Annotated in this window: 20 protein-coding genes; 4 read left to right on the top strand and 16 right to left on the bottom strand. The window is 61.6% G+C overall.

All coding sequences use genetic code 11. From position 1 onward, the window contains the following. The 4 genes from QP999_RS03515 to QP999_RS13435 all read right to left on the bottom strand — a co-directional run. On the bottom strand, positions 1 to 890 hold an 890-nt coding region (locus QP999_RS03515), incomplete at its 3' end, for a VaFE repeat-containing surface-anchored protein (protein WP_284847690.1). A 1,201-nt stretch (positions 891 to 2,091) separates the two neighbouring features. Beyond that, on the bottom strand, positions 2,092 to 3,438 hold the full coding sequence (gene purT, locus QP999_RS03510; protein WP_284847689.1) for a formate-dependent phosphoribosylglycinamide formyltransferase: 1,347 nt from the start codon (positions 3,436 to 3,438) through the stop codon (positions 2,092 to 2,094). A 216-nt stretch (positions 3,439 to 3,654) separates the two neighbouring features. Further along, a complete protein-coding gene (locus QP999_RS03505) occupies positions 3,655 to 4,947 on the bottom strand; it encodes an adenylosuccinate synthase (protein ID WP_070523587.1) in 1,293 nt (430 codons plus the stop codon). A gap of 119 nt (positions 4,948 to 5,066) precedes the next feature. Beyond that, complete coding sequence (locus QP999_RS13435) at positions 5,067 to 6,161, bottom strand: hypothetical protein (protein WP_070532115.1); 1,095 nt, start codon at positions 6,159 to 6,161, stop codon at positions 5,067 to 5,069. A gap of 176 nt (positions 6,162 to 6,337) precedes the next feature. Here QP999_RS13435 and QP999_RS03495 point away from each other — a divergent pair, with 176 nt between their 5' ends. Continuing rightward, a complete protein-coding gene (locus tag QP999_RS03495) occupies positions 6,338 to 7,258 on the top strand; it encodes a hypothetical protein (RefSeq protein WP_284847688.1) in 921 nt (306 codons plus the stop codon). A gap of 11 nt (positions 7,259 to 7,269) precedes the next feature. Here the strand turns inward: QP999_RS03495 and QP999_RS03490 are convergent, their stop codons facing one another. From QP999_RS03490 to QP999_RS03445, 10 genes are all read right to left on the bottom strand, one after another. Then, a complete protein-coding gene (locus tag QP999_RS03490; RefSeq protein WP_070564041.1) occupies positions 7,270 to 8,490 on the bottom strand; it encodes an FUSC family protein in 1,221 nt (406 codons plus the stop codon). Between the two features lie 141 nt (positions 8,491 to 8,631). Further along, on the bottom strand, positions 8,632 to 9,666 hold the full coding sequence (fbaA, locus tag QP999_RS03485; protein ID WP_070523601.1) for a class II fructose-bisphosphate aldolase: 1,035 nt from the start codon (positions 9,664 to 9,666) through the stop codon (positions 8,632 to 8,634). Positions 9,667 to 9,851: 185 nt separating this feature from the next. Further along, positions 9,852 to 11,048: a glycoside hydrolase family 76 protein gene (locus QP999_RS03480; protein ID WP_070523604.1), complete on the bottom strand. Its 1,197-nt coding sequence runs from the start codon at positions 11,046 to 11,048 to the stop codon at positions 9,852 to 9,854. Between the two features lie 62 nt (positions 11,049 to 11,110). Beyond that, complete coding sequence (locus QP999_RS03475) at positions 11,111 to 11,785, bottom strand: TrmH family RNA methyltransferase (protein ID WP_284847687.1); 675 nt, start codon at positions 11,783 to 11,785, stop codon at positions 11,111 to 11,113. After that, positions 11,778 to 12,323: an orotate phosphoribosyltransferase gene (gene pyrE / locus QP999_RS03470; protein WP_193629435.1), complete on the bottom strand. Its 546-nt coding sequence runs from the start codon at positions 12,321 to 12,323 to the stop codon at positions 11,778 to 11,780. Before pyrE ends, QP999_RS03475 begins: the two co-directional genes overlap by 8 nt. Positions 12,324 to 12,432: 109 nt before the next feature. Further along, entirely contained in the window at positions 12,433 to 13,656 is a 1,224-nt protein-coding gene (locus tag QP999_RS03465; RefSeq protein ID WP_284847686.1) for a TtfA family protein, read from the bottom strand. A gap of 61 nt (positions 13,657 to 13,717) precedes the next feature. Beyond that, a complete protein-coding gene (locus QP999_RS03460; RefSeq protein ID WP_101736091.1) occupies positions 13,718 to 14,569 on the bottom strand; it encodes a sulfurtransferase in 852 nt (283 codons plus the stop codon). Between the two features lie 74 nt (positions 14,570 to 14,643). Continuing rightward, positions 14,644 to 17,205, bottom strand: a complete 2,562-nt coding sequence (gene clpB, locus QP999_RS03455) for an ATP-dependent chaperone ClpB (protein WP_284847685.1) — start codon at positions 17,203 to 17,205, stop codon at positions 14,644 to 14,646. Positions 17,206 to 17,519: 314 nt separating this feature from the next. Continuing rightward, complete coding sequence (locus QP999_RS03450; protein ID WP_284847684.1) at positions 17,520 to 18,914, bottom strand: TetR/AcrR family transcriptional regulator; 1,395 nt, start codon at positions 18,912 to 18,914, stop codon at positions 17,520 to 17,522. A 204-nt stretch (positions 18,915 to 19,118) separates the two neighbouring features. Continuing rightward, positions 19,119 to 20,489 carry a sodium/glutamate symporter gene (locus tag QP999_RS03445; protein ID WP_070532091.1) on the bottom strand — a complete coding sequence of 457 codons (1,371 nt, stop codon included), beginning with the start codon at positions 20,487 to 20,489 and terminating at the stop codon, positions 19,119 to 19,121. A 168-nt stretch (positions 20,490 to 20,657) separates the two neighbouring features. On the opposite strand from QP999_RS03445, the gene QP999_RS03440 reads away from it, so the two are divergent. Further along, positions 20,658 to 21,857 carry an FAD-binding oxidoreductase gene (locus QP999_RS03440; RefSeq protein WP_284847683.1) on the top strand — a complete coding sequence of 400 codons (1,200 nt, stop codon included), beginning with the start codon at positions 20,658 to 20,660 and terminating at the stop codon, positions 21,855 to 21,857. 4 nt (positions 21,858 to 21,861) lie between these two features. On the opposite strand, the gene QP999_RS03435 is transcribed toward QP999_RS03440, so the two are convergent. Beyond that, complete coding sequence (locus tag QP999_RS03435; protein ID WP_154762685.1) at positions 21,862 to 22,671, bottom strand: carbon-nitrogen hydrolase family protein; 810 nt, start codon at positions 22,669 to 22,671, stop codon at positions 21,862 to 21,864. Between the two features lie 102 nt (positions 22,672 to 22,773). Here QP999_RS03435 and QP999_RS03430 point away from each other — a divergent pair, with 102 nt between their 5' ends. Next, the gene (locus QP999_RS03430; RefSeq protein ID WP_154762684.1) at positions 22,774 to 23,034 is read left to right on the top strand and encodes a hypothetical protein; all 261 of its coding nucleotides are present in this window, start codon (positions 22,774 to 22,776) and stop codon (positions 23,032 to 23,034) included. A gap of 35 nt (positions 23,035 to 23,069) precedes the next feature. Beyond that, positions 23,070 to 24,182: an alpha/beta hydrolase gene (locus tag QP999_RS03425; RefSeq protein ID WP_284847682.1), complete on the top strand. Its 1,113-nt coding sequence runs from the start codon at positions 23,070 to 23,072 to the stop codon at positions 24,180 to 24,182. Between the two features lie 27 nt (positions 24,183 to 24,209). Here the strand turns inward: QP999_RS03425 and exaC are convergent, their stop codons facing one another. Continuing rightward, on the bottom strand, positions 24,210 to 25,730 hold the full coding sequence (gene exaC, locus QP999_RS03420; RefSeq protein WP_070532076.1) for an acetaldehyde dehydrogenase ExaC: 1,521 nt from the start codon (positions 25,728 to 25,730) through the stop codon (positions 24,210 to 24,212). Between the last annotated feature and the right edge of the window lie 272 nt (positions 25,731 to 26,002).

Raw genomic sequence — 26,002 nt, 5'->3', positions numbered from 1 at the left:
GAAGGCTCGTCAGACTTGGACGGCTCATCAGAAGGCTCGTCAGACTTGGACGGCTCATCAGAAGGCTCGTCAGACTTAGACGGCTCATCGGACGGCTCGTCAGACTTAGACGGCTCATCAGAAGGCTCGTCAGACTTAGACGGCTCATCAGAAGGCTCGTCAGACTTAGACGGCTCATCGGACGGCTCATCAGACTTAGACGGCTCATCAGAAGGCTCGTCAGACTTAGACGGCTCATCAGACGGCTCATCAGAAGGCTCGCCAGACTTGGACGGCTCATCGGACGGCTCGTCAGACTTAGACGGCTCATCGGACGGCTCATCAGACTTAGACGGCTCGTCCACAGAGTTCACCGTCTGTCCACCGTCGTTGATGTCCTTGTGCTCAGCGATGGGGTTATCCGAATTATTATCCGGAGTCTCCTTGCCATCCTTGTCGACCTCAACAGAAGTCAACTCCTCGAAAGCAACCGCAGCCTCAACCGGCTCCGTCACAGACTTATCAACAGTGATCGTGACAACAACCTCACCGTTAGCAGACTCCGGAGTAAAGGTCTCCTCGCCCTTACCCAGAACGGTCTTGCCGTCTTCCTTGGAAATCAGCTCAGCGTTAAGGGTGTATTCCTTACCAGGAACCAGACCCTCGTAGGTCACCGTGTCCTCAACCTTTGCACCAGAAACAACCTGAGTCGAGCCCTCAGCAAACTTAGCTTTAGTCCCGATCGACGGAGTCTTGGGCTCTCCTTCATCGTCCGGCAGACCTGGCTGATCCACCGGGACCACACGTTGGCCCTTCCCCTTGCCGTCCGTTACACCATTCGGTCCGACTACAGTGATGTAATAGGTGGGATCTTGCTTCTCAATCTCTACGGAAGGGTCCCTCTCAAGCACAGGCCCAGTAGGATTAACAATCTTGAAGCCAGTGGCTTGTGTAAACCCAGCATGGTCGCCATTAAATTCTTTGTAAATAGCCGCGACACTAGGATCAGCAGGCTTGTCCCCTAATACAACACTGGCGGCTTGTTCGGCGGCTAGTGGCAACCCCACCAGAACGGTTAGGTAAACCCAATTTTCTTTAACGAATGCCTGATCGCCACGCTTGTATGCAGCTTCAATTTGCGTAGCCAGAGAAATCGCCGAGTCGCGATATTCGTCCTTTATCGCAAGCTTTACAGCTTGTTCACGCTTGTATTTAGCATTGAACCCCATAGGTGTAACAACGCCTGGGTCAATACAGAGACCCCAACCCGCGTTATTCTCGGCGTTTCCGCTTCTTGATTTATTAGCCCCCGGTTCCTTGACTGGCTTACCAGCCCAGACTAGGTTGCCCCAGTTTGTGTCGACGCCCTCGCCTCCCCGGAAGAAATCTCCACCAATAGAATTATTCGGCTCGAAGTCGGTCGGCTCAGCCGCATCCGCCTTCGTCCAGGGAACGGTGACCATGGCCGCAATCACTGCTATTGCCGTGAAAACAGCAGTAAGGACCATCCACCCCTCTCTGGAGATATTCCTTAATTTACTCATCGTTTCCTCTTCGAATGATGTGAATGTCTACAAGTTGTTCTGCACAGCAGTAAGTTTCCGCTGAGACAATCTGAAATCTGGACGTAGGTTTTTACACCCTGACCGGCGATTCTCCTTAAGAATCTCACGTACTCTTATAGTCCACTCAGGAGACTATCATCACTCACAGCTAGCCGCAAGATAGTTGATTGCTGAATAACTTTTCCTTATACCCCCATTGAGCGATAATTCAGCAGGTAAAACGTGCTGTGCGCTCGACCTTCAGGCCGTTTTTCGCCAATACGTTCCCCTAAATGTTGACACGGCACATAACTCAGATTTTCTTAGATTTTTCCATTTAAGGTTTCTTAAGTTTTTGCATAAGCGTTTCCTTAAGGCGGTGCTGAGCCAACCGACTTCCCGCACGGAAGATGCCCCGCACACCTCTCCAACCTGCCGACAAGTAGCCCCCAGAAATGCGCAGAAGTGGCCGTGCGTAACACACGGCCACTTCAATCACGTTCAGCACCCCGCTCCCCTGCCAAGGCACAGGGTATCATTCCCCTTAACTTATAACGTCACTGTTTCTTTAATCGTCGGTGGAGCGGATGAGTTTCGGGTCGACGTCGACAACCGGTTCCGGGACCTCGATGACCTCAATATCAGAGACGGCAGTGGCGGTCGGCTCCACGGGCTGTGAGTCACCGTGGACGGTTTTATCAGCATTCGGCCCCACAGTGATCTTTCCGGCCGCGAGGGCTGCCCTATCGCGGGCGGTCTCAACATCCTCGGCGGTCGTAGCCACCATGCCCATGCGGCGGCCGGCGTAGGCCCAGGGCTTGCCAAACAGGCGCACGTCGGTCTCTTCATAGGATAAGGCGGTGTCGAGGCCGGAGAAGGAGACGTCGTCAAGCTCAGCGTCCGCGTGCAGAATGACCGCAGCACCGGGGCTGACCAACGTCACGTCAATAGGGAAGCCCAGAATCGCACGGACGTGGAGCTCAAACTCCGAGAAACGCTGCGTATATCCAGTCAGCATGGCGGTATCCAAAGGACGCGGCGAGACAGATGAGAAGTACACCTCATCGCCCGCCACGAAGAGCTCAACGCCGTAGACACCGCGCCCACCCAACTCGTTGGAGATACGCGCCGCAACGGAGCGTGCGTTCGCCAGGGCATCCTCACTCATCGCCATGGGCTGCCAGGACTCCACCAAGTCACCGTTCTCGTGGCGGTGACCAATGGGCTCGCTAAACCACGTAGCCATCTTGCCCGTAGCTGGGTCGACGGAGCGCACGGCAAGCAGCGTGACCTCATAGTCAAAGTCAACGAAGCGCTCCACCACCACGCGCTTATACTCCGAAGACACGCGGCGCACCATGGACCAGGCCTCCTCCACGTCCTCTTCTTCCTTAAGAAGGATGTGGCCCTTCCCGGAGGTCGTAATATCCGGCTTCACGATGCACGGCAGCCCCAACTCCCCCACCGCCGCTTGCAACTCCTCAGCGGACTCAGCAAAGCGATAGGCAGTGACGGGCAGGCCGATGCTTTCAGCGACCTCACGCACGCTCTCGCGGCGCTGTGTCAGCTCACAGGCCCGCGCCGTCGGCACAACGGTGGTGCCGAATTCCTCGATACGCTTCAGCGCCTCCACCGCGACGGTCTCCACCTCAGGGACCACATAGTCCGGTTTGATGCGCTCTGTAAGCTCCCACACCTTGTGCGGGTCCCTGATGTCAGCGATGTAGCTAAAGTGCGCAAGCTGCTGCGCGGGGGCTCCTGCGTAGCGGTCCACGGCGTGGACCTCCAGCCCTAAGTTCTGAAAGGCAATTACCAGCTGCTTGCCCAGCTCTCCCGCCCCCAAAAGAAGCACCTTGGTGGCGTTTCCCGTCAGAGGGGTTCCGATGTGGCCTGCGATGTCGCCTACGGTAGTCATTCTCGAATTATCGCACACTTCTGGTGCTGCATTGCTTGGCGACGTCCCCCAAACCCCCTTCAGAGGCATTAGAGGCATTAAACCGCCCCGCCTCTCCCGTGCGGTGGTTCCTATAGCCATGTGCACGGTGACACGGGAGAAGCTGGGCGGTTGTTGCGCGGCACCGTCACCGTTAGGCGGTGCCTGAGGTTCGTTCGTCTTGGACTGGCTGGTGACTTACTGGTCCTGCATGACGTCGTGGCGCACGATGGTCTGGTCACGGCCAGGGCCGACACCAATGTAGGAAATGCGGCAGCCGGAGAGTTCCTCCAGACGCAGGACGTAATCCTGAGCCTTCTGCGGGAGGTCCTCAAAAGTCTTGCAGTCAGTGATGTCCTCGTCCCAAGCCGGCATGGTCTCAAAGATGGGCTCGGCGTGGTGGAACTCGGACTGGGTCAGCGGCATCTCGTCGTAGCGCTTGCCGTCGACGTCATAAGCCACGCAGATGGGGATCTCACCGATGCCGGTAAGCACGTCCAGCTTGGTCAGGAAGTAGTCCGTGAAACCATTGACGCGGGTGGCGTAGCGAGCCACCACGGAGTCATACCAACCGCAGCGGCGCTTGCGGCCGGTGTTGACACCGATTTCGCCGCCGGTGGTCTGCAGGTACTCGCCCCACTTGTCGAAGAGCTCAGTGGGGAAAGGACCAGCGCCCACGCGGGTGGTGTAGGCCTTGATGATGCCCAGGGAAGTCTTAATGCGCGTAGGACCAATGCCGGAGCCAACCGAAGCACCGCCGGCCGACGGGTTCGAGGAGGTCACGAAGGGGTAGGTTCCGTGGTCAACATCCAGCATGGTCGCCTGGCCGCCCTCCATGAGGACGTGCTTGCCGGCATCCAGGGCTTGGTTCAGCTCCAGTTCGGCCTCAATGACCATCGGGCGCAGGCGATCGCGGTAGCTCAGGAAGTACTCCACAACCTGCTCCGGATCGATAGCCTTGCGGTTGTACATCTTCACCAGCATCTGGTTCTTAATGTCCAGGGCGGACTCGACCTTCTGGCGCAGGATGGACTCATCAAAAATGTCCTGCACGCGGATGCCGATGCGGGCAACCTTGTCGGCGTAGACAGGACCGATGCCACGGCCGGTGGTACCGATAGCGCGCTTGCCCAAGAAGCGCTCCTGCACGCGGTCCAGGGTCTGGTGGTAGGGCGCCACGAGGTGCGCGTTGGCGGAAATCTTGAGGCGCGAAGCGTTAGCGCCGCGGGCTTCGAGGCCATCGATCTCATCGAACAGGGCCTCCAAGTTAATGACCACGCCGTTGCCCAGGACCGGGGTGGCGTTTTCAGAAAGAATGCCGGCGGGAAGGAGCTTCAGCTCATACTTCTCGCCGCCGACCACGACGGTGTGGCCGGCATTGTTACCGCCGTTGGGCTTCACTACGTAATCGACCTTGCCGCCGAGGATGTCGGTAGCCTTGCCCTTGCCTTCATCGCCCCACTGGGCGCCGACGATGACGATCGCTGCCATGTTGGTGTCACTTCCTATTTATTGAAGTCAAATACGCACCTACTTTACCCGGCATGGCGGTACGACGGTGGGTTTGTGACATGGTCATCAGGAATTGATGCGGTGTCGGTACGGGTGGGCTAGACGTTTTCGGTGTTTTCATCGTCGGTGCTGCCGTCGCCTGAGCCCTCCTCATCGAAGTAGATGGTGTCATTGGTAAACATCAACCGCGACTTGTCCGGGGTGCTGACGATGATGCCGTCATCGACAACAGCGATTTGGGCTTCAACATCACCGATGCCGATTCGGTAGAGCCCGTTGCCCTCGATTTTTGTGCCGTTAGTTGGGATTTCATCGTCATACTGAGTGAACTCAGTGCTGCCCTCTAGCGGCAGGAAGGTCACCAAGTTGAATTCCATGCCCTCCGGCATTGGGGTCTTGCCACCCTTGATGGCCCAAGTCCTGCCGTCGCCATGCGCACAGTCAATGGCGTTGTTTTCTTCAATGATGCCGCAGACCATGTTCCAGCCATCGGCGGAAATGGTGAAGAGCTCTTCGCCGCGGAGGTCTTCTTCATCCTCAGCCAAATCTGCGGACTCAGTCGGTTCCGAATCCACGTCGATGAAGAAGATGTCCGAATTCACACCATCGAAGGAGTTTTCCATGGAGGTGGCTTCGGCGCCTGGGCGCTTGTTTACTTTGCCCTTAACACCGACGATGTCACCGTCGGTCTTGGACTCATAAGTATAGCCCTCACCGTCCTCTTCCACTTCGAAGGACGTGGACGTGATGTAGAGGGCATCCTCGTCCTTGAGTTCGCCCTTGGTGAAGAAGACGGGGACTTTGACATCCTCCCCATCGAACGTGCCCTCCAGCACCGCGTAGCTGAGGAACTTGCAAGCGTCGTATTCATCTTCACTGACGCTCACGTCTTCAAACTTTTCAGTCGAGCCTTTCACGTAGGCTTCTTTATTCTCGAGGACCTTGCTTAGCTCGGTATCCTCGAGCTCCTTCGAGTCATCGCAATCGGCGTTGGCGCTCGAAGAGGACGTGCTGCTCGATGTCGACGTGGCCTTCGAAGAAGTAGGCGCCGCCGAACTCGTCGTGGACTCGGCGGCAGCCTCGATGAATGCTGGCTCCTCGGCTTCCGTCAGCGCACCGCCGATGAGGCTGCACGAGCTCATCAGGAGCCCGGCGGTGGATACAAGTGCAAGAACTGTCAATCGGGTGGACATGGTACTTACCTCCGGCTGTTAGGGACTTAAGAATTGATTGCTAAGAAGTTGGGCGTTGCCTTGGAGCCTACTGGCGCATTGTGATGTGCACTACTTTTCTGGGGAAAGCTCCACTGTCTGCATGCCGCGCATGGCGTGTTTTAGCGAAGCTCTTTCCACGCTTCTATGCTTCTTGTATGATCTGTGCGCTTGTAGACTGCGGCGGCCACTTCACCGACGCCCACACCACTGCCCTCATTGAGGCCTCCCAGCGCGGAATACGCGTCGAGCACTTCCGCTTCGCAGAGGTTCCCAGCCGGCAGGAGTTGAAGGCTATTGATACCCTGGCCAGCGAGATTCTCCCGGAAGACCCCACCCCATCGCTGGATGAGATTGCCGCGCAGCCGGACGTGAGCCACCTTGGGGCGCCGGGGCCAGCGCCCCAGGCACCGTTCCTGCGTGAGCCGCTGCGCGTCGTGGTCATTGGCAACGACGCCGCGCTGAGCGCCGTGCTGACGCGCATGATGCGGGCGGATTACCTGTGGGCCGAGGTAGGCTACGTCCCAACTGGGGAGCGCTCCACCGCGGCGCTGAATTGGGGCCTGAAATTGCCAGAACCGGGGCAAGTTCTCGACGAGCGAGGTGCTGCCTCGGAGGAGGCTCTCACCTTTGCCATGACCGCACCCGTCAAGCCAGTGCCGCTCATCCGCAATGATGCGGGCCTCGCCGTGGCGGGTTCGGCAACGATTGCGGAGTGGTCGAACGAGGAGATCACCGGTGAGATCATCGTTGACGATGCCGTGCTGCTGCGCGCAGACCGCGAGAAGGATGTCTTCGGTGCGAAGCTCGTGCCGATGACGGATGCGCCGGGCATCGTGGCGGCGAAGGCGGTGACAAGTTTTGAGGCGGACGCAGCGCCGCGCCGTGGGCTCTTCGCCCGCATGCGCAAGCCTGCCCAACCAGGGCAGCTCGACCCATCCAGCGTCGTGCAGGGCCGGGCGGTGCAGGCAGGGGGACCGGCGCTCAGCGTCAGCGTCGATGGAGTCCGCGCCAAGCGCCCGGTCAAGCGCGTGACGTTCTACCGTCACCTGCGGGACCTACAGATAGTGCGGCCCTAGGCAGTACACCCCTAGTCCTCTTCCCGCACCTCCGGCGGGTAGGCCGGGTGCTTCGAGGTGGGCACCAGCTGCGCCACGGCGGACTCACGCGACATGCCGCACACCATGAGCAGGTCCACGATGACGGAGCGAGTCTGGGCCAGTACAGCATAGGCGGAGAGCACTGCTTCCTCGCCGGCGACGTCCATCGAGCAGCGCGCTGCCAACTGGCGCAGGCGTTTGACTATCTCCGGAATGGCATGCGCCTCATCCACGCGGCGCTCATGCGCAGTTTGGTGGGTATAGAGGTCAGAGAGCTCCATCGTGATTTCGGCCAGCTCGTCGATAAGCTCCACTTGCTCGGCAGTGGCCTGGTCGCCGTCCTCGGCGAGCACGAGGGCGCGGCGGGACAGCACGCGGGTGCCGCGAACCACGTTATCGACGGGCGTGAGGATGCGCTCCAGCGAGCGGACGTTGCGCTGCGAGCTCCACAGGAAGGGCGAGAGCTTTGCGGTCTCCGCGCCGCCTTTGGTGGCGTTGAGCATGTTATTGATGTCATCTTGCGTGCCGCGCACGGCATCGCGAGCCTCCATGATGGTTTCTGGATCATTGTCCGCAAGGCCCCTGGAGACATCGGAGAGAACCGAGGCCGTAATGCCCAGGACCTTCGAGACTTCCGAACGGCCCGCCCGCAGGGGTGAGGAGGGAATCAGCACGATCATCGTGAGGCCGATAACCGCGCCGATGATGGCGTCGATGGCGCGGGAGAGCCCGCCCATTTCTTCTGGCGGAAGAATGGTGGCGATAAGGATGGCGGCGATGACGATCTGGTTGCTCACCAGCTGCGACCCCGTGACGAAAGAGCCGATCACCAGCGCTAAACCGATGATGATAGTCATGTGGATGGGGCCGGTCCCGAGGGCGTCGACAAGCAGCGTGCCCACCAGCACGCCCACGATGCCGCCGATGGACATATCGACGGCGCGCTTGAGGCGGTCACTTCCCGAAAGGCCGAGGATGATGATGACGGCCATCGGGGCAAAGAAGGGCTGCTCGTGGCCGAAAAAGTCATGCGCAACGTAGAACGCCAAACCGGCACCGAGGGTGCTCTGAATCATGAACACCAGGCGGTTGCGAATACGCGTGAAGCGCGACTTCAGAGATTTATCCACCAACCGCAGCTGCTCGCGGGTAGTCCTGCGGACGCGTTTGGCTCCCGGTGACGAATTCGACGATGACTCTTGCGCTTCCATGATTCCGGTATTTTACGCGTTCTGATGATGGGGTTGGGTATGCAAAAGCCACCCCTCGAGGGCGAAGGGTGGCTTGTTGAGATGTGCTGACGCCGCTTAGAGCCTGCGGCTGGTTGGCGCCGGCGTCAGCGGGGCGTTGGTTTACTTAGAAACGGTCTTGCCCACGGAGTGCAGGTCGGTGCAGGCCTCAACCACGCGGTCAGCCATGCCCTGCTCAGCCTTCTTCATGTAGGAGCGCGGGTCGTAGACCTTCTTGTTGCCAACCTCGCCGTCGATCTTGAAGACGCCGTCGTAGTTAGCAAACATGTGGCGGGCAACCGGGTTGGTGAAGGCGTACTGGGTGTCGGTGTCCACGTTCATCTTGACAACGCCGTAGCCCAGAGCCTGCTCAATCTTCTCCTTCTCGGAGCCGGAGCCGCCGTGGAAGACGAAGTCGAAGGGCTGGGAGCCTTCTTCCAGGCCGAGCTTCTTCACGACGGTCTTCTGGCCCTCATCCAGGACCTCCGGGCGCAGCTTCACGTTGCCCGGCTTGTAGACGCCGTGGACGTTGCCGAAGGTAGCGGCCAGCAGGTAGCGGCCCTTCTCGCCGGTGCCGAGGGCATCGACGGTCTTCTCGAAGTCCTCCGGGGAGGTGTAGAGGTTAGCGCCGGCCTTGGCCTGAACACCGTCCTCTTCACCGCCGACGACGCCAATCTCAACCTCGAGGATGATGTTGGCGTTGTGGGCCTTCTCGAGGAGCTCCTGGGCAATCACGAGGTTCTCATCGATCGGGATAGCGGAGCCATCCCACATGTGGGACTGGAAGAGCGGAAGCTCGCCGCGGTCAACGCGCTCCTGGGAGAAGGCGATCAGCGGGCGCACGTACTCATCCAGGACTTCCTTCTGGCAGTGGTCAGTGTGCAGCGCAACGTTAATGCCGTAGTGCTTTGCAGCCTCGTGAGCGAAGGCAGCCAGTGCCTTGGCGCCGGCAACCTTGTTCTTCACGGACAGGCCGGAACCGAACTCAGCGCCGCCGGTGGAGAACTGGATGATGCCGTCGGACTCAGCCTCGGCGAAGCCGCGGAGTGCGGCGTTGATGGTTTCGGAGGAGGTGCAGTTAATTGCCGGGAATGCGAAGCCGCCCTTCTTGGCGGTATCCAGCATCTGGTTATAAACCTCAGGGGTTGCAATAGGCATGAAATTCCATCCTTTGGAGTTGCTGTGCAGTAAGCCGTGCCGTCTCACAAACCAGCGAAACAACACGTTCCAACATCCAAGTATGCCTGTTATTGTGGTTTTCCGCCGCGAGAAGCGGTGTGACCTCACTTAAACCCCGGCTCCCACGGGTTTAAACGCCCCCTTGAGCTGGGCATATTCTGCCGTCAGGCGGATTCTGACTTGTACTTCACAATTCGGGTGCAGGCTTCCAACAACATCCAACCGGACAATTGAACGGACAAATCGCGCTCAGCCACGCGGATAATGCCCACCTTCTGACCCAAGGAGGAAGGCCCAAAACCGTAGTTGTGGGGCAGCTTCGCATCCGCGGTCCAGTCGGAGCCGAAAATGGGCAAGCCGTCCACCTCTAGGCGGTGTTCCCAGACGGATTCCGCCGAGGCCGTCACCAGCCGCGCGGCCAGCTTCTTCGTCGCGCGGTTAGCCGGGGAATCACCCGGCAGGCGCACCGCCACGTCAGCCAGGTAGCGGGCAAGGATGCCTTTGAAGAGGCCACCGTCGCCGTCGCCAGTCTGCCAATCAATGACACCCGTATACGTTGCCATTCCCGTGGCTACTGCCTGGACGAGGCCGCGGATCCGGGTGGTGTAGTCCATCATGTCCGCGGCGAGCTCGGCCTCATGAATGGTGTCGATGTCCTCCACGGAGCGCAGGCCCGTCTGCTTCCGCAGCGCCAGCACAATCTCCAAGCAAGCACCGAGCACCACGCCCTGGCAGTAGGGGTGGATATTGCGGACGATTTCCTGCCCGTCCATGCGCATGCGGATGCCGTCCATGACGAAGCCATCGTCATCGATGAGGTGATCGTAGATCCAGTCCACGATGTGGCGGGCCTCATCCACGCGCCCCATGCGGGCGAGCATGATAGCGCCCGGCCCGTTGGAAGGAACGTTGAGGAAGGTCTCGCCCTCGCGCCACGGCAGCACGCCCACCTGGGAATCGATGCCATCGCGGATGTTGTGCTGCAGGGTGCCCAACTTCTTGTAGGGGCGCTGCTTCTTCAGTTCACCGGCACGGGAAATAGCCAGGGCCATCCAGGCCTTGTCGTCGTAGTAGCGGTTCTTCGTCAGCGCGCGGAGGTTGCGCACGTGGATGCCGCGGATGGTATCGGAAATGCGCGCGCGGCGGGCCTTGGTGTTCTTGCGCAAGGCGGCGTCGACAAGACAGTCCAAATAGTGCGCCTGCCACCAATAATGCCAGTGCACAAAGAGCGATTCTTTGGTGGTGGGTGGCCAACTCACCACGGCAAGGTTGGTACGAGGCAAGCCCCACACGGCTTGCGCGTGGCGCTCATTGATGGCTGTCTCCGCGAGGTCAGCGCGGTGGGACCATTTCTCTAACACTGTTGTCTCATCATTCTTAAATGTGAATTCGTTACCTAGATGTAAACACAGTGCGCGGGATCTCACCAAGCTTTTGATAAATCCGCATGCTGGCGAATCCACGCATGCATGGCGATGCCTGCGGCCACGCCCGCGTTGATGGAGCGAGTCGAACCAAATTGCGCGATGGAACAGGTCATCAGCGCCGCATCTTGTGCCTCCGGGCTCACCCCGGGCCCCTCCTGCCCGAAGAGGAGCAGGCAGCGCTCGGGCAATTCCGCGGTCTCCAGTGGAACGCACCCGGGGGTGTTATCGATGGCCACGACGGTTAAGTCTTGGTCGGCAGCCCAGGCCATCAGATCGCTGACGTTCGCGTGGTGCATGAGGTGCTGGTACCTGTCAGTCACCATGGCGCCGCGCCGGTTCCAGCGGCGCCGGCCCACGATGTGGACGGTGTCGACAGCAAAGGCGTTGGCGGTGCGCACCACGGTGCCGATGTTGGAATCGTTCTCGAAGTTCTCGATGGCGATGTGCAGGGCGTGCCGGCGCTTATCGATGTCCTCCCGGATCGCCTCGCGCGTCCAGTAGCGGTAGGCGTCGACGACGTTGCGACGATCCCCTTCCGCGAGCAGCTCGGGATCGTACTTCTCCGCCTCCGGGCCCTGCGGGATCGGGCCCTCCCAAGGGCCAACACCGTGGCGGCCCTCATTCCATTCGGTAGGGCCCTTGGCTTCCGCTTCTTCCTCGGGCTTAGGCAAGGCCGAGGTCCTCAAGGCCCAGCAGGTAGCGGTACTCCAAGCCCTCGGCGGCGATGGCATCGCCAGCACCGGTGTTGCGATCCACCACGGTGGCCACGCCGACGACTTCGGCGCCTGCCTTGCGCAGCGCCTTCACTGCGGTCAGTGGGGAGTTGCCGGTCGTGGTGGTGTCCTCGACGACGAGCACCTTCTGGCCCTCAACGTTAAAGCCCTCGATCTGGCGCTGCATGCCGTGCTTCTTGGCTTCCTTGCGGACGACGAAGGCATCGATATCGCGGCCGTCGGCGTGCATGATGGCCAACCCGACCGGGTCCGCACCCATGGTCAGGCCGCCGGCGGCGGCGTAGTCCCAGTCGGCGGTGAGCTGACGCAGCAGCGCGCCGATCAGGCGCGAGGCCTCGTGCTGCAGGGTGGCGCGGCGCAGGTCCACGTAGTAATCGGCCTCCTTGCCGGAGGACAGCGTGACTTTGCCGTGGACGACGGCCAGCTCCTTCACCAGCTCTGCTAGGCGTTGCTTCTTCTGCTGATCCAGGCTCATCGCTCGCTCCTTAAAGTCTGTGGCTTTATAGCCTTGAAAAATCCGCCCTGTAGTTTACCCTCTTGCCGCACGGTTGCCCGCGACTAGTGCTGGTGCCGGGCCGGCAGGTCTAGTCGAAGATGGAGGAGCCGCCGTCGAAACGGCGTGGGAGGCGGGCCTGGTTATTTTCGGGGGCGGGGTGTTCGTGGCCGTCGGCAATCGCGTCCACCTCGTCCGCACCCAAGCTGGAATGGTCGATGGTGCCGCGGGCTTCGCTGGTAGTGCGGCTCGGCATGACCACCGGCTCGGTGGGGCGCTGGATGGTCGGGGTGTCGAGGGAATCATCACGATCCGGAACTGCCGTGGGCCCGGTCGGCTCCGGTTGCGGGGGCTCCGGGATATCGCGGCTCGGGTCGAGCTCATCAACGCGCAGCACTTGGGCAGCCTCGGAGCGCGGTGGGAGCACGCGGGCGGAATCGGCGAGCGTGGCCAGTGGCTCGAGCAGCTCTTCCCACTCTGCGCTGCGCGCCTGCCGGGTGGTCTGGGCAAGCGCCCACTCCCCCTCCATCCACACGGCGGTCACCTCGGCGGGAAGGCGGCTCAGCGCGTCGGTGACGCGGGCATCGATGAGGCGCTGTCCCACGCCGGCGTCGGTGGCGAAGACCTCGAAGCCTTCCTCCTCACGCACGTACACCAGATCCTCAGAATGGTTCTCCGCTTCCTCGCCTGCTCGGCGGAAATCCACAACAATGTCGGAGGCCGCGCCGGTGCGCATGGCCATGACGGGGATTGAGCCCATGTCGAAGAGCAGCGTCTCATGGCCGCGGACGCTTCCGGCCACGATATCCCGGGGCTCCTGGCCGCGGGCGGCGGCGCCGCGAGACCACTCATCGGCCAAGTAGGAATCGTGCTTGATGTATTCCCAGCCGCGCTGCTGGCCAAAGGCCTTGCGCTCGCGGCGGGCGCTGCCCGGCACGAGGTGCCTGGCGCGCTCTGCGCGCTCGGCAAAGCTGTGCGCTGGTGCCGGTTCTGCGCTTGCTTCTACGGCCGGCTCTGCCTCAGGCTCTGGGGTGGTTTCCGGCTCGGTTGCGATGGCGGGCTCTACTGTGGGCTCGGGTTCTTCGGCGTGTACAGGTTCGGCCTCGGGCTCGGCGGATTCAGGGGCCGCGGCATCGGCTGCGCCGTCGGCGGAATCGGTGGCAATAACGTCGGCAGAGGCGTCAGTATCGGTGACGGTGTCGGTTGCTGCGTCACCGGCGGAGTGTGCGGCACGCTGGCGCTGATCCAACCAGAGCACGATGAGACCAGCCGCGAGCGCGAGGGCGGCGAGGGATAAGAGTACGAAAGGCATCATTGACCGACTCTAATCGCCCGGCGCGCCCGATAGGCGCTGGCACGCTGGTCACGCGCGGATTCTAGACGTGCTCGCGGTCCCCGCGCTCCACGGGATTCTTCGGGTTGGCCGACCACTGCGACCAGCCACCGACGAAGTGGCGCAGGCCGGTAAAGCCCACGTATTCCAGAACGGCAATGGTGAGCGCGGAGTGGTTGCCGGAACCGGAGTAGATGATGGCGCCGTCCACGTTCTCCTTGGTCACGCCGTGCTGATCAAGGATTTCCAGGATTTCTTCCTTGGACTTCCACACGGTGATGTCCTGCGTGTGGAAGAGGCGCTCGGGCAGGTTAACCGCGCCCGGGATGTGGCCGGCCTTCAAGTCGAGGTTTTCGCGGCGGCCGGCGAAGCGGTTGCGCGTGCGAACGTCGAGAAGCAGGCCCTTGTGTTCCTTGACTTCATCGATGGTGGCCGTGGGCATCGAGCCCGGCTTCACTTTAAGGTTCGAGGTCATGCCCAGGTTGCCCGGGCCGGTGAGCGTGGGCATTGCCTGGGCGCGCCAGTTGGACAGGCCGCCGTCGAGAATGCGGACGTTATGGATGCCCGCCCAGCGCAGCGTCCACCACGCGCGGCCGGCGAAGAGGCCGCGGCCTTCGTCGTAGACCACGACCTCGCTATCCTCACGCAGGCCCCAGTGATCGATCCACTCTTGAATCTTCTCGGTCTGTGGGAGTGGGTTGCGTCCGACCTTGGAGCCCGGCAGGCCCACGAAGGCTGACGCGGCGTCCGCGTACTGGGCGGTTGGAATGTGAAGGGAAGAAAAAAGATTGAAGGCCTCGCCTTCCCCTGGGGCCCAGAGGGAAGCGAGGATGGTCGTCTTGTCACCACGGTAAATCTTCTCACTCAGCTCGTGAGGGGAGATCAAAATGCTCATGCCCCCAGATCATAGGGGCATGAGCGGGTGCTGGCGACCGTTGAGCGCCATTGGCGCTCAACGATTGAAGCGGTTTAGGCGGTGCGGGCAGCTAGGTCGAGGTGCTCGCCGCCGTCGGCGACGTCAACGTGCACGGTATCGCCATCCACGATGTCACCGGCCAAGAGCTTCTTGGCCAGCTGGTCGCCGATGGCCTGCTGGATCAGGCGGCGCAGCGGGCGGGCACCGTAGGCCGGGTCGTAGCCGCGCTCCGCCAGCCACAGCTTGGCGGCGTCGGACACGTTCAGCGTCAGGCGGCGGCCGGACAGGCGCTCGGCCAAGCCCTTGAGCTGAATGTCCACGATACCGGTGAGCAAATCCGAAGTCAGCGGCTCAAACATCACCACATCATCGAGGCGGTTGATGAACTCCGGCTTGAAGCTGCGCTTGACCGCCTCCATGACCTCTTCCTTGGTGCCGCCGGCACCCAGGTTCGAGGTCAGGATGATGACCGTGTTGCGGAAGTCCACGGTACGGCCCTGGCCATCGGTCAGGCGGCCTTCATCGAGCACCTGGAGCAGCACGTCGAAGACGTCCGGGTGGGCCTTCTCGACTTCGTCGAAAAGCACCAGCGTGTAGGGGCGGCGACGTACCGCCTCGGTGAGCTGGCCGCCGGCGTCGTAGCCCACGTATCCCGGAGGGGCACCGACGAGGCGGGCCACGGAGTGCTTCTCACCGAACTCGGACATGTCGATGCGGACCATGGCGGATTCATCGTCAAAGAGGAAGTCCGCCAGAGCCTTCGCCAGCTCCGTCTTACCCACGCCCGTGGGGCCGAGGAAGAGGAAGGAACCGGTCGGGCGGTTCGGGTCAGCCACACCGGCGCGGGCACGGCGAACGGCGTCGGAGACAGCGGTGACGGCCTCCTTCTGGCCCACCACGCGCTCACCCAACACGGCCTCCATGTTGAGCAGCTTCTCGGTCTCGCCCTGCAGCATCTTGCCAGCCGGGATGCCGGTCCAAGCGGAGACGACCTCCGCGATGGTATCCGGAGTGACCTCCTCAGTGAGCATGGTGTTGTGCTGCTGCTGAGCCTTCTCCTCAGCGGCGGCCAGCTCCTTCTCCAGCGGCGGCATCTTGCCGTAGTTGATCTCAGAAGCCAGTGCTAGGTCACCATCGCGCTCCGCAATCTCCGCCTGGCGGCGCAGATCCTCCAGCTGTTCCTTGATGGTCTGCACGTCATCGATCGCCTTCTTCTCATTGGCCCAGCGGGCCTTGAGCTCGCCGAGCTTCTCGCGCTCATCGGCCAGCTCTTGCTGAAGTGCGGCCAGGCGGTCCTTCGAGGCGGCGTCCGACTCCTTCTTCAGGGCCAGCTCCTCAATCTCGAGGCGGCGCACGATGCGCTCCAGCTCATCGATCTCCTGCGGGGAGGAGTCAATCTCCATGCGCAGGCGGGAGCCGGCCTCATCGACCAAGTCGATGGCCTTATCCGGCAGGAAGCGGTTGGTGATGTAGCGGTGAGAGAGCTCCGCGGCAGAGACCAGGGCTGAGTCCTGGATGCGCACGCCGTGGTGCACCTCGTAGCGCTCCTTGAGTCCACGGAGGATACCGATGGTGTCCTCCACGGAAGGCTCGGCGGCGTAGACCTGCTGGAAGCGGCGCTCCAGGGCGGCGTCCTTCTCGATGTACTTTCGGTACTCGTCAAGGGTGGTAGCACCGACCAGGCGGAGCTCGCCGCGGGCCAGCATGGGCTTAATCATGTTGCCGGCATCCATGGAGCCTTCACCGGTGGCACCGGCGCCGACAATGGTGTGCAGCTCATCGATGAAGGTGATGATCTGCCCATCGGAAGCCTTAATCTCATCGAGCACGGCCTTGAGGCGCTCCTCGAACTCGCCGCGGTACTTCGCGCCGGCGACCATGGAGCCAAGGTCCAGGCTCAGCAGGGTCTTGCCCTTGAGGGATTCCGGGACGTCACCCGCCACGATGCGGCGGGCCAGGCCCTCCACGATGGCGGTCTTACCCACGCCGGGCTCACCGATGAGCACCGGGTTATTCTTCGTGCGACGGCTAAGCACCTGCACGACGCGACGGATTTCCTGATCGCGGCCGATGACCGGGTCGATCTTTCCCTCGCGGGCGCGGGCGGTTAAGTCAGTGGCGTACTTCTCCAGTGCCTGGAACTGCTCCTCGGGGTTCTCCGAAGTCACCTTGGCCGCGCCGCGCACGGAGGGGAAAGCGCCCTTGAGCGCGTCATAGGTGGCACCGCGGGAGGTCAGCAGCTCGGCGGCATCCGACGTGGAACCCGCAATAGCTGCGAGCAGAACCTCGGTGGAGACGAACTCATCACCGAGCTCGCCGGCCAGCTCCTGGGCACGGGTCAAGACGTTGAGGGCGTCGCGGTTAAAGTTCGGGTTCGCCATGTTGGCGCCCTCGGCCTTTGGGAGGGCGTCGATAAGCTGGCGCGCCTCTTTGAGCACCGTCTCCGGATCCACACCGGTGGCCTTGAGCACCGGGGCGGCAATGCCGTCCTTCTGCTCAAGGATGGCTGCTAAGAGGTGTGCCGGGCGGATGTCCGGGTTACCGTTGGCGGAGGCCGTCTGCAGCGCTTGCTGCAGGGCCTCCTGAGTTTTAGTGGTGGGGTTAAAAGAACTCATTGTTGTGTTTCTCCGTTTCTACTGTTTGTCCAAACCTTCCCGCGGCTTTCAGTAGCGAAGGAAGCTTCACTGTCTATAACGCCACAGAACTTGAGTCTGTTCCACTCAACTAGAACTTTTTTAAATTTCCGCGTCTACGCCAGGTTGATCGGCACACGCTCAAGTTTTCTTTTCCCTCTGTAATGGCGTGCCTATATTGGCACACCGCCTATCCTGGCACGCCGTGGGCACAGGAAAACCGGCCCCTCTGCCCTGCTGGATTCAGCAGAACGGAAGAGCCGGTGTTTATCTAGGTTTATCTACGATTAAACGGGCTAGATAGCCTGCGGCTGCTTGCCGGGAAGATCGTAGGCAAAGGTTGCTAGGACCACGCCCGTCACAAAGTAATAGATGGACCACTTTTCCTCGAGGTCGATACCACGGAACTCACCCATAGAAGCCAGGTGGCACATGCCGTCAGCACCGGCCCACAGGGTGAAGTTCTTGATATAAACCAGGCGATCCTCCGGTTCGTACCCGGCCTCCCGCAGCGCTTCACGGGCAAAACGCATCAACAATGCGAAGGACACACCCATCTTGGTCTGCTCCTCGCCATCCACACTCAGCGGAACCACGGAACCAGAAGCAGCGGCGATGCAGGCACTATAGCGTTCGGGGTACGTCACCGCGTAGTCGAAATAGGCCACCGCTACGCACAGGAGCTTGTCGACGGCCGATGCATCCTCCGGCAGCTGCTCCAGGAGGTAGAGGCTGCGGGTTTCAAGCTCACAGTCGGTTTCCTGATCCACGGATTCACGCAGCACGAAGTCATTGTCCACCAACGAAGCAATGAACACATCGGAGACGCCGAAGTACTCGGCCACGTTCTCGATGGTCACTGCCTTCAGCCCGTCGCGCGCCGCCAGCTGGATGGCGCGTTCCATGACGGCCATGCGCGCGCGTTCCGCCGGAAGCTTCTGTAAATCCTCAATCGCAGAGATATCGAGAGCTGGATCGCGGTCCGGAACAAAGCCGGCGAGCATCGCACGGTAATCCTGCATAGGATCGCGCAGGCTCGGCATTTCTAGCGACTCCGCCGCCTTGAACAGGGTTCCGATGAGCGCCTTGCATACCTCGCGCAGGTTGAAGCGCCGCACCACCGAGTGCTGGTGCCGCAGTACGCCGAGAACGCTGAGGTGCGCCATGCCATGAACAGTGGCCAAGGTAGCAACGCTGAACTTTGCCACCGATTCGAAACACACATCGCTTCCAACCTGGAGTTTTTCCTCCGTCGCGATGAGCGCAATGCTTTCGTAGATCAGGTCCAAGGTCCGGTTATAGGTCAAATTTCCTTCTAAGAGAGCCTGCCATTCGTCCTCGAAGACATAGGCCTTCTTTTCAAAGAGGTAGCGGAACAGCTCCGGCTCACGCTCGGCGTACTCGTAATAGGCCTCAGTAAAAGTTGTCAGCTTGGTAAAAAGATCCGCGTAGCCTGGGGCCGCATCAAGCGTTTCCTCAAGAAACTTGACCTTGCGGTCAGTCACATATTCGGGGATCGCCCGCACGATGGCCTCGCGGTCAGGAAACTCCGCAAGCACCTGAGTAGCGCTAAGCTCCGCCAGCTTGGCCACGGATTCGACGGAGATGGCCTCATCCCCCTCCGCAGCTCCGATATGAAGCGCAGACTCGAGTACACGCTCACGAAGTGAGTCTTCATAAAGAAAATGCATACGACTTCCTAAGTTTGCGCTCACATAGAGGAAGAAAGGTAGACACTGGGCGAGCGCCACGCTAATAAATCCTTAATTTTACCCCTATCTTCAGTTAAAGAGCAATGTGTTCAAAAAGCTCCCCTTCAGTCAAGTCACACCCCTACCAATAAAACAATCCCCCAGGCCACGGCCTGGGGGATTGCGCGCGAAGGGCTTTAGCGTCTACTTCGATGAGCCGACATGCCCGATGCCTTCCTTGAAGATGGTGCCGCGCGGCGGCATCATTCCGGTGAACTTGAACACGAGGTAGATGACCACCGCGATGCCCAGGGAGATCCAGCCAAAGCCAGCGGTGAAGCCGTACATAACGGACAGCGGCGCGATGATGGTCCAAGAAATCTCGAAGGGACCGAAGCCGATGTAGGCCATGCCGTACTCCGACAGCGTGCCGGACTTGAGCTTGGGGTCCACGATCTTGAGGATCGCAATACCGGTGGCCACGGTGGCCGTAGCCCAGCCCCAACCGAAGATGCCGCGCTCAATCCAGCGCTCACCGAAGAACTCGGCGGGGAACCACATCAGGAAGAAGATGCAGTAGATGGTGCCCAGAACGAAGAGCAGCAGGAGGGCCTGCCAGTAGGCCGCGACAGCTGCCGGCACGATGGCCGCCACGCCAAAGGCAATGAGGTAGTCAGTCGCCGCACCGGAGACCGAGCTCACCGTGTCCTTATCCAGGTAGTCCTTAGCACCCACCATGTTCATCACGGCGCGGAAAAGCAGGCCCACGACCATGGACATGGCAAACAACGGGATGGAGACGTTCTCCCAGATGGAGGCGATGCCCTTGTTAATGCCGTAGGCGGTCATCACGGTCAGGGCGATGAAGCCAACGTGGAGGGTGATGGGCTCGATGGCGGAAGGGTTCGTCGTCGCGCGGCCCAGCGAGGGGCGATCCTCCAGGCGCGAGATGTAACCGCGGCGCAGCTCCTCCGGGAGCTGCTTCGGAACGTGCGAAACCTTGCCCTTGCGGATGCCCCAGTTACCCGCAATGATGCCGCCGACGATGGCGGCCAAGGTACCCACGGTAGCGGAGGTAAAGCCCAGCGAGGAGGCCGCCTCAGCGCCCACGCCCTCCAAGGCACCGCCGACGGCCGCGGCGGTACCGAAACCGCCGGTAAAGCCGACGGGCAGCATCATGCCGAACCAGTCAGGCGTGTCGAAAGTAGGCTTAAACAGCAAGAGGCCAAGGATGATGAACAGGCCCCACTGGCCGGTGAACATCATGGTGGAATAGCCCCACATGTTGCGAGCGCCCTTGCCCATGTTGCCGCCCATCTCCATGGAGAAGGCCATGGAAGCGAAGACCACGGCGATGAGCAGTGAGGTGTAATCACCGAGGTTCTCGGAAAAACCGATCCAGCCCAAGACATTGGGCCCCAAGAGCAAGCCGAGCAGACCGGCGGTGATGGGGGCAGGCAGCAGCAAGTCCTGGAATACGAACTTGATCTGGTGGCGCAAAACGTTGCCGATAACCATGAGCAAGGAAATCCAGCCCACGTCGGTCATGATTGTGTACGCAGAGAAATCTTCCATGCGAGATCTTCCTTCCATGCCGCGCATCGCGGCATCCTTGAGACGAGACTCACCCACTTTCGGGAAATGAACCGTAGATTACACTACAACTCCCTCCCCGCTTTGCCACCCCTGACGTATAACCCTAGGGGGTTTTGGCGCTACCCCCAGGCGCTAGGATGGGCGGGCATGAGGGAACTGGGTGAGCACCTGCGCAACCATGCCGAGGACTATCGCGATGCAGTACACAGGCACTTTTTTGCCACCGTGGCCGAATCCCGCCAAGTCTTTGCCTTGTCGATGAAGGACACGCACCCCTCACTAGCCCCCGCGCTGGCGTGGGTGCTGGAGAATGTGGAGGACGGTGGGGTTCGGGGGGACGTCGCCAAGCGCTTGGCGCAAATGGGGCGTGATCATCGCCGCCACGGTTTCCCTCCCGAGATCTATCCGAAATTTGAGGCATCGCTGGTGCACGGGTTGGAGGTGCTGGGGCTGACGCCGCACCAGCACGGCGTGGCAACGCGCACCATTTCCAGCGTGTGTTCAATCATGCGCAGCGCCGCCCAGGAGGCGGATGTCGCCGGCACTCCCCCTGCTCACAGCGCCCAGGTCGTGGCGGTGGACAAGCCTAACCGGAACACCGCTGTGGTCCGGCTGGAATCCGGCATGGCGCTGGACTACCGCGCGGGCCAGCACGTACCGGTGACCTCGCAGCTCACGCCCGGAACCTGGCGCCCCCTGACCCCGGCTGCGCCGTCCGATGATTCGGGGCAGCTGACATTCCACCTCGCGCTGGCGGGTGAGGCCTCCTCCATGCTGGCGAAGGCTCAGCCGGGCGATTGGTGGACGCTGGGCATGCCCGCCGGTGAGCCACCGCAGCTCGATTCCGAGACCACTCTCATTTCCTTCGGCACCGGGTGGGCAGGCGCCCGGGCACTGCTTCTCGACGCCCTGGGGAGCACCCTCCCCTCCGGGCTCCAGGTCTATGCCGTGGCCCCCTCGCCGGGCGAGCACTATGACACGGAGTTTCAGGCTAACCTGCAGGCCCTGGTTCCGGAGCTCACTCTGCGGCACATCGTTCGGGATTCGCAGGATCCCTGGCTGCTCGGCGCGCAACCGCCGGCCGCCGGGTTCAACCCAGTGGTGGCCAATGAACCGATGGAACCGGTGCTCACGGCAGGAACGGACCGCCGCTTCGTGCTCATCGGTCCTGCCGATCGCATCGAACTAGCGCGCGCGGCGCTGCTCGACGGTGGCGTTTCGGAGGAGGCAATCACCACGGATAGCTGGCAGCGTGGCCACGAGTGGGCGGCCTCCGCCGCGGAGCTTGACGGCTGGGGCGATGACTGGGAGGCCTGGGCGGCGTGGAAGAAGTCCCAGTGGGCATAGGCGCCTAAGCCTCCAGAACAGGGAGGGACTCACGAACCTTCGTCGCGGTGTCTGGGTCCACCTCGCCGTAGAGGATCTCCGGCTCATAACCAGCCTCCGCGAGGCGCGTGCCATCCGGCGCCACGAGGACGGAGTGTCCAATCCCGGTGGGCCCGGAGGCCTCCCCCGCCTTCGCCTCCCCACCGGGGCGAGCCTGGCCTGCGGCCAAGATATAGGTGGTGGAATCGAGCGCGCGCGCCGCGCTGAGCAGGCGCCACTGCTCCAGCTTGCCCGGGCCATCCGCCCAGCTGGTGGGCACGACGATGAGCTGGGCACCCTGGCGGGCAAGCTCCTTGAATTGCTCGGGGAAGCGGATGTCATAGCAGGTGGCGACACCCACGGTGAGCTCCCCGGCATCGAAAACAACGAGCGATTCGCCGGGCCGAACGGTATCGGATTCCTTGTACTTGAAGGCGTCGTAAGTGTGGATCTTTTCGTAGCCGCCGAGCACTCCGGGGCCGGCGATGAGCGCGACGTTGGCCACGCGGTTAATTGTCTTCTCACCCCGCTGGACGGTATCCGCCGGGGCGAACATTCCCAGCACCACGTACACGCCGAGCTCTTCTGCCAGCGCGCGCACGGCGGTGGCGGTGGGGCCATCAAGCCCCTCCGCGTGCGTATCGAGACGCCCGGAGTCGAAGCTCTGGGTGGTAGCTTCCGGCAGGACGATAAGCTGCGCGCCGTTGTCCGCGGCTTCCCGGATTTTGTCGAGCGCTACTGCGAGGTTGTCCTCAACGTCTCCGGTACTGGTCAATTGAACTGCTGCTACCTTCATGCGGCCCACGGTAGACGAGCCCGGACTAGTTATCCACAGATTTCGCGGATCCGCGGCGGCCGCTCTTTACGGCAAGAGGAGTGCTGGCGCAGTCTCGATGCTATGAACCATCTCGACATTGACCGGGCTGCTCGCGAGCAGATCCGCGACCTCTTCGGCCATGCCTGCCCCGCCGCGCTACCTACCTTGCAGGAACCTCCCCGCACCGCCCGCGCCCTTGCCTTCCTCGGCGCGCGTTGGGAGGACGCCCGGCGGGCCAGCGAAGAAGCTCGGCGGACGCAATTGGAAGAGCTTGACCGCTTCGTGGGGTTAACCCACGGTCTTGATGCAGAGCTTTCCTCCCGTTTGGAAGGAACGCAATGAGCGCGGCCGAGGCGCTTCGTTTGGAAGCTTTAGGGATGGAACGAAACGCATCTGAGCTGGAACGTTATATAGATGAGTCGCACCATCATTGGGTAGGTCTAGCGCTTTCTGGCGCTGCAGCCGATGCCGCGCGGCGCTCTCTGCACCGCGCCAGCGACAGCCTGGTGGATCCCGTGCAGCAGATGCGCCTTGCCGCGCGCATCCTGAGCCTCTACGCGCCGCTGCAGGAGAGAATTGAACAGCTGCGCGCACGCGCTGTGCGGCTCGCTTCAGTCCCCGCCTTTGCTGAACCCGCCAGCGTGGCGCTGGGGCAGTTGGATGCGCTGGCCGACGTCCTCGATTGGGCCTGCGCTCGCCAACTCACCGCCCTGTGCACTCCGGAGCTTGCCCAACCACCCAGCCGCTTGGAGGATTTCGGCGACCTCTCGCTGACCGAGTTGCACGAACTCCAGCTGACCATGGCCAGCGATGAGGTTCGCTCTCTGGCCGCGACTAACCCGGACGTCACCGTGCTCGAGGCCAGCCCCGGGCGGCTGGTGGCGCTCGTGGACCCAGAGAACATCGGCACACAGGCCGCCCAGGTCAGCACGTTTGTGGGCGGGGTAGGTTCTTCCGATACAGCAAGCTGGCCCACTGCGGTGGAACGCGCACGCGCCATCGCCCGCGCCACCCATGGGCCTACGGTGGCGTGGATTGGCTACTCCGCCCCGCCCACGCTGTCCCGCGCGGCGCACGAGGACCCGGCGCGCCGCGGGGCCGCCGAGCTGGGCCGCTTCCAACGCGCCTTGCGGCAGCGCTTTCCTCGGGCTCAGCACATCCTCATCGGCTATTCCTATGGCTCGGTGGTTGTAGGTAAGGCCGCGCAACAGGACTATGTTGCGGATGACGTCGTGCTCGTCGGCAGCCCGGGCGCCTCCGCGGATAGAGCCGCGCAATTGCATGGCAGGATCTGGAGCACGCGGAACACCGAAGACCCCATCGCGATTACCACCGGTCCGCATGGTGGCATCCATGGCCCCGATCCCACCTCCCCCGCCTTCGGTGCAACACCTCTGCCAGGTGCTAGCGGACTTCCGGGCGATCATGGCTCCTATTGGAAAGACCCCGCATTCCTGCGGGGTCTGGGCATCATCGCACGACGCTATTAGTAGGCAGCCACGTGGGGTTGCTGCCTTTTAGAAGAGGCCGGCGTGCTCCTCAGAGTAGGACACCAGCATGTTCTTCGTCTCCTGGTAGTGGGACAGCATCATGAGGTGGTTCTCGCGTCCGATGCCAGACTCCTTGTAGCCGCCGAAGGCGCTGTGCGCCGGGTAGACGTGGTAGTGATTCACCCACACGCGGCCGGCCTGGATTTCTCGCCCGGCGCGGTAGCAGGTGTTCTGGTGGCGCGACCACACACCGGCGCCAAGGCCAAAGTTGGTGTCGTTGGCTATCTGGATGGCTTCCTCGAAGTCCTTGAACGTGGCCACGGAGAGCACCGGTCCGAAGATTTCCTCGCGGAAGATGCGCATGTCATTGGTGCCGCGGAAGACGGTCGGCTCAATGTAGTAGCCGTTTTCCAGGCCCTCCACCTTGTTCACGTGGCCGCCGACGAGAGTTTCCGCACCCTCCTTCGGGCCCACCTCAAGGTATTCGGTGATCTTGTCCATCTGTTCCTGGGAGGCCTGCGCGCCCATCATCGTTTCGGTATCGAGCGGGTGGCCAATCTTGATTTTCTTTACGCGCTCCACCGCCAGTTCTAGGAATTTGTCCGCGATGTCTTCGTGGATCAATGCGCGGGACGGGCAGGTGCAGACCTCGCCTTGGTTGAGGGCGAACATGACAAAGCCCTCCACGCACTTCTCCAGGTAGGCATCGTCCTTGTCCATGATGTCCGCGAAGAAGATGGACGGTGACTTGCCGCCGAGCTCCAGCGTGACGGGGATGACCTTGTCCGCAGCAGCCTTGTTGATGATCTTGCCCACCGGGGTGGAGCCGGTAAAGGCGATTTTGGCGATGCGCTCCGAGGTGGACAGAGCCACGCCAGCTTCTTCGCCGACGCCGTTGACGATGTTGAGCACGCCCTTCGGCAGGAGGTCCTCAATAATCTCAATGAGCAGCAGAATCGATGCCGGGGTTTGCTCAGCCGGCTTCATCACGATGGTGTTACCTGCGGCCAGCGCCGGTGCAATCTTCCACGCCGCCATCAGCAGCGGGAAGTTCCACGGGATAATCTGCCCCACCACACCCAGCGGCTCGTGAAAGTGATAAGCCACGGTGTCCTGGTCGATCTGGGACAGGCGGCCCTCCTGTGCGCGGATGGCGCCGGCGAAGTAGCGGAAGTGATCAACAGCCAGCGGGATATCGGCGGCGAGGGTCTCGCGTACGGCCTTGCCGTTCTCCCAGGTTTCCGCGACGGCGATCTTCTCCAGGTTCTCCTCGATGCGGTCTGCGATGCGGTGCAGCAGGAGCGCGCGCTCCGCTGGGGTGGTCTTGCCGAAAGTCTCGAAAGCCTTCTCCGCGGCATCGATGGCCAAGTTGATGTCTGCTTCCTTACCTCGGGCCACCTGGCAGAAAACCTCACCGGTCACCGGGGTGATGTTGTCCATGTACTCACCATCGACCGGCGGTACCCACTCGCCGCCGATGTAGTTGTCATAGCGCTCGCGGAAGTTGACGATGGCATCAGGGGTGCCTGGGTTTGCGTACAAAGTCATGTGCCTAGTGCCTTTCTCATGGATTCAGTACCGTAACGGTGGCCGCACGCACAATCGCATCTACACGTGACGGGCGGCACAACTCTGGACGCGAGTGTAGCGATAAGTATTGCCAAACTCACGTTTTCAATGAGGAAAGCTTTTGGGGTCGTTGACCAAAGGCGCCTTGCTGCCAAAGTTCGAAGGCCCAGAGCAATTTTGAACAAGAACTTTGGCAACAACGGCACTTTTTAGGCGAAGAGCACGCGGCCTCAGGCCGAGCAGGGCTGGCT

Source organism: Corynebacterium sp. MSK004 (assembly GCF_030232515.1).
GTDB classification, from domain to species: Bacteria; Actinomycetota; Actinomycetes; order Mycobacteriales; family Mycobacteriaceae; genus Corynebacterium; species Corynebacterium hesseae.
The sequence above is the reverse complement of the archived record's forward strand: the minus strand, read 5'-3'. Positions and strand labels throughout refer to the sequence as shown.

Bases quoted from the DNA above. Each gene is read 5' to 3' on its own strand.
- fbaA (WP_070523601.1), bottom strand. From the start codon at position 9,666: ATGCCTATTGCAACCCCTGAGGTTTATAACCAGATGCTGGATACCGCC.
- QP999_RS03450 (WP_284847684.1), bottom strand. From the start codon at position 18,914: ATGCATTTTCTTTATGAAGACTCACTTCGTGAGCGTGTACTCGAGTCT.
- QP999_RS03445 (WP_070532091.1), bottom strand. From the start codon at position 20,489: ATGGAAGATTTCTCTGCGTACACAATCATGACCGACGTGGGCTGGATT.
- QP999_RS13435 (WP_070532115.1), bottom strand. From the start codon at position 6,161: ATGTCCACCCGATTGACAGTTCTTGCACTTGTATCCACCGCCGGGCTC.
- QP999_RS03505 (WP_070523587.1), bottom strand. From the start codon at position 4,947: ATGGCAGCGATCGTCATCGTCGGCGCCCAGTGGGGCGATGAAGGCAAG.
- QP999_RS03495 (WP_284847688.1), top strand. From the start codon at position 6,338: ATGATCTGTGCGCTTGTAGACTGCGGCGGCCACTTCACCGACGCCCAC.
- QP999_RS03490 (WP_070564041.1), bottom strand. From the start codon at position 8,490: ATGGAAGCGCAAGAGTCATCGTCGAATTCGTCACCGGGAGCCAAACGC.
- QP999_RS03440 (WP_284847683.1), top strand. From the start codon at position 20,658: ATGAGGGAACTGGGTGAGCACCTGCGCAACCATGCCGAGGACTATCGC.
- QP999_RS03425 (WP_284847682.1), top strand. From the start codon at position 23,070: ATGGAACGAAACGCATCTGAGCTGGAACGTTATATAGATGAGTCGCAC.
- exaC (WP_070532076.1), bottom strand. From the start codon at position 25,730: ATGACTTTGTACGCAAACCCAGGCACCCCTGATGCCATCGTCAACTTC.
- QP999_RS03465 (WP_284847686.1), bottom strand. From the start codon at position 13,656: ATGATGCCTTTCGTACTCTTATCCCTCGCCGCCCTCGCGCTCGCGGCT.
- QP999_RS03435 (WP_154762685.1), bottom strand. From the start codon at position 22,671: ATGAAGGTAGCAGCAGTTCAATTGACCAGTACCGGAGACGTTGAGGAC.
- purT (WP_284847689.1), bottom strand. From the start codon at position 3,438: ATGACTACCGTAGGCGACATCGCAGGCCACATCGGAACCCCTCTGACG.
- QP999_RS03430 (WP_154762684.1), top strand. From the start codon at position 22,774: ATGAACCATCTCGACATTGACCGGGCTGCTCGCGAGCAGATCCGCGAC.
- pyrE (WP_193629435.1), bottom strand. From the start codon at position 12,323: ATGAGCCTGGATCAGCAGAAGAAGCAACGCCTAGCAGAGCTGGTGAAG.
- QP999_RS03460 (WP_101736091.1), bottom strand. From the start codon at position 14,569: ATGAGCATTTTGATCTCCCCTCACGAGCTGAGTGAGAAGATTTACCGT.
- clpB (WP_284847685.1), bottom strand. From the start codon at position 17,205: ATGAGTTCTTTTAACCCCACCACTAAAACTCAGGAGGCCCTGCAGCAA.